Here is a 2,486-nt window from a genome sequence, read left to right as displayed (position 1 = left end):
GTGAGCGTCTCCACGTCGACGTCACTGCCGGACAATGTGCCGGTCAGGCCGGTGTCGGTCGTGCTGCTGCTCTGATCCACTTCGGCAATCGTTGCATTGGTGACGCTGCCCAGCACCGGCGCGTCGTCCGCCCCGGTCACGGTCACGGTGAAGGGACGGGTCACGAGTGCACCATCGCCGTCACTGACGGTGAAGGTGAAGGCATCCGTGCCGGTCTCGCCACTGTCGAGTGCTTCGATGGCGGACGAGTTCTTCGCGTAGCTGTAGGCACCGGTCGCGGTGTTGAGCGTCAGCGTGCCGTAGCTGCCGACCAGGGTCACGGTCGTACCGGAGACGGTGCCGCCTGAGATGCCGTAAGTGAGCGTCTCGACATCCACATCCGAAGCACTGAGCGTTCCGCTCAGGCCGGTGTCGGTCGTGCTGCTGCTCTGATCGACTTCGGCAATCGTGGCATTGGTGACGGTGCCCAGCACCGGCGCGTCATCCGCGCCGGTCACGGTGACGGTGAAGGGACGGGTCACGAGCGCACCGTCGCCGTCACTGACGGTGAAGGTGAAGGCGTCGGTGCCGGTCTCGCCGCTGTCGAGTGCTTCGATGGCGGACGAGTTCTTGGCGTAGCTGTAGGCGCCGGTTGCGGTGTTGAGCGTGAGCGTGCCGTAGCTGCCGACCAGTGTCACGGTCGTACCGGACACCGTGCCGCCGGTGATGCCGTAGGTCAGGGTCTCCACATCGACATCGCTGCCGGACAAGGTGCCGCTCAGGCCGGTGTCGGTCGTGCTGCTGCTCTGATCGACTTCGGCAATCGTTGCATTGGTGACGCTGCCCAGCACCGGCGCGTCGTCCGCCCCGGTCACGGTGACGGTGAAGGGACGGGTCACGAGTGCACCATCGCCGTCACTGACGGTGAAGGTGAAGGCATCCGTGCCGGTTTCGCCACTGTCGAGTGCTTCGATGGCGGACGAGTTCTTGGCGTAGCTGTAGGCACCGGTTGCGGTGTTGAGCGTGAGCGTGCCGTAGCTGCCGACCAGGGTGACCGTAGTGCCGGACACAGTGCCGCCTGAGATGCCGTAGGTCAGGCTGGCCGAATCGACATCGCTTGCCGAAAGTGTGCCGCCCAGACCCGCGTCCGTCGTGCTGCTGCTCTGGTCTATTTCGGTAATCGTCGCCTGGGTCACGGCAGCCAGGATCGGCGCGTCATTGACGCCGGTGACCGTGATGTCCAGTGTTGCCGTGGCGCTTGCGCCCGATGCGTCCTGGATGGTGTAGCTGAAAACGTCGTGCGCCTTGACGCCTGCTCCCAGTGCTTCAGCAGCAGCGGTGTTCGCAGTGTAGGTGTAGCTGCCATCGCTGTTGAGCGTGAGGCTGCCATAGGTGCCGGCAATCTGGCTTCCGATGCTGCCTGCAGTCCCCCCGAAGCTGACCGCGGTGACTGATCTGCTGTCGCCACTGTCGATGTCGTTGTCATTGGCGAGAACGTTGCTCGTGGCCGTGCTGGTGAGCGTTCCGTTTTCAAGCACGCTGCCTGTGTCATTGCTTGCGACCGGCGCATGATTCACGTTCGTGATGCTGCCGACTCCCGAAGCCGAAACGCTGTTGGCAGTCGCGGTCAGCGTGTAGGTTTCCGTGCCTTCGTAAGTGTTGTCTGCAACGGCCTGGACACGAACCAGGAAGGACGTGCTGCCAGCTGGCACGGAGATGCTTCCGGCATACGTGCTCCAGGAGCTTCCGTTGTCGGTTGAATACTCGACCGTGCCGGTGTCGGTTCCGATACTGGCTGCGGAACTGCCGCTGGAGCTCAGCGCGAGGGTGGTGGTCACCGCACTGGTGCTCGGGTTCGACAGCGTGACGGTGAAGGTGTTGTAGCCGCCTTCTGCCACGCTGCTGGACGACACGGCACTCACGCCAGCGACGTCATCGTCAGCGATGGTGGTCGTGACTGCCCCTGCCGTCGTTGAAATCACCAGATGCTCGAAGTTGCCCCCGTTGGCGGAGGCAATGCCCACGATCAGATTTTCCGCGCCCTCGGCCAGATTGTCCTGAAGCGTGGCGACAGAGAAGTTCGCCGAACTGCTGCCTGCCGGAATCGTGACCGTGGTCGTGCCGGTGAAGTCCGTGCCCTTGGCGGCCGTGCCCGAGTAGGTGAGGGTGACGGTGACATCGGTCTGGGCGACGCTGGTCAGCGAGACGGTATAGCTTGCCGAGCTGCCTTCATTGACGCTGCCCGAGCCCGTGATCGACACGGTCGTGATGTCCGTGTCATCCGACACGGTGGTCGAGACGGAAGAGGTGGTGGTGAGCGCCTCGTACTGGCCACCGGCGGTGCCGGTGATGGAGACGTTCAGCGCGGTGTCGCCCTGGGCATACACATCGTCCGCGCGCACCGCATAGGCGGCACTGGACGCGGAGGAACTGCCGACCGGAATGGTGATGCTCTGGCCGTTGGAGAGCGAGATCACCAGCGGGCTGCCTGTGACCGGATGATCGAC

The 2,486-nt window shown here is 64.0% G+C and carries 1 protein-coding gene; it reads right to left on the bottom strand.

Features of this window, described 5'->3' with window-relative positions; genetic code table 11:
- The coding region (locus ABDB87_RS00005) for a VCBS domain-containing protein (RefSeq protein ID WP_345922946.1) at positions 1-2,486 on the bottom strand (2,486 nt) is incomplete at both ends.

Origin of the sequence: Uliginosibacterium paludis, from assembly GCF_039631355.1 — a bacterium.
In the GTDB taxonomy this organism is placed as follows: Bacteria; Pseudomonadota; Gammaproteobacteria; order Burkholderiales; family Rhodocyclaceae; genus Uliginosibacterium; species Uliginosibacterium paludis.
This window is presented reverse-complemented; position numbering and strand designations above follow the sequence as displayed.